Genomic DNA, 1203 nt, shown 5'->3' on the forward strand with positions numbered 1-1203 from the left:
TCGACTTGAGCCTCACCCTCGCCGAGTCCCCCGACGGCTTCGTTGGCTCGCTCGACTTCTGCTCCGACCTCTTCGACTCCGCCTCCATCACTCGCCTGGTGGAGCACTTGCGGACGCTGCTGCGCTCTGCACTCACGCACCCTTCTCGTCCCGTCTCCTCTCTGTCGATGATGGACGAGGCCGAGCAGTCGCGCGTGCTGGTGGAGTGGAATGCCACCACTGCCGACTTCCCGGCGGATGCGTGCGTGCACCAGCTCTTCAGCGCCCAGGCTTCTCGCACTCCCGAAGCCCTGGCGGCGGTCAGTGATTCCGGCTCGCTCACCTATGGGCAGTTGGAGGCGCGTTCCTCTCGGCTTGCTTCGCACCTGGCGTCCCTGGGCGTGAAACCTGGGACTCTCGTTGCCCTCTGCATGGAGCGCTCGCTGGAGCTTCCGGTGGCTCTCCTGGGCGTCCTCAAGGCCGGCGCCGCCTACGTGCCGCTCGACCCCAGCTACCCTCGCGAGCGGCTGGCCTTCATGCTTCGCGACTCCGCCGCGCCGGTGCTTCTCACCCAGCACTCGCTGCGCGCATTGCTGCCCGACGGCCCCGCTGTCATTTGCATCGATGGTCAGGAGGATGCTTTCTCCGGCACGGCCTCGCTGGCATCCATCTCCGGTGCCGAGCATCCGGCCTACGTCATCTACACCTCCGGCAGCACTGGCCAGCCCAAGGGCACCGTCGTCTCCCACCGTGCCCTGGCCAACCATATGGCCTGGCTGCTCTCCACCTTCGGCCTGACGGCCGCGGACCGCGTGCTGCAGAAGACGCCGTTGAGCTTCGATGCTTCCGTCTGGGAGTGCTGGGCTCCGCTGCTGGTGGGCGCTCCCCTCGTCCTCGCTCCTCCCGACGCTCATCGCGACCCGGCCGCTCTACTCGCGTGCGTCGTGCGCCACGAGGTCACCGTCCTCCAGGTGGTGCCCTCCCTGCTGCGCTTCATGCTGGAGGAGACTTCCCTCTCCCAGGCCTCACGCCTGCGCTGGCTCTTCTGCGGCGGCGAAGCTCTTCCCTCCGAATCCGCCTCCCGCCTGCGCGCCACGCTGCCTTCCGTCCGGCTCGTCAACCTCTACGGCCCCACCGAAGTCACCATCGACGCCACCTTCGCCGAGGTTTCGGGCCTGGAGTCCGGCCTCACCCTTCCCATTGGCCGCCCCGTGGCCAATACCC

At 67.9% G+C, this 1203-nt stretch carries 1 protein-coding gene; it reads left to right on the plus strand.

From position 1 onward, the window contains the following. Positions 1–1203 (plus strand): AMP-binding protein (locus HUW62_RS47320; protein ID WP_176438197.1); only part of this gene is annotated, 1203 nt, incomplete at both ends.

This window comes from Myxococcus sp. AM011, assembly GCF_013372595.1.
Classification (GTDB): Bacteria; Myxococcota; Myxococcia; order Myxococcales; family Myxococcaceae; genus Myxococcus; species Myxococcus eversor.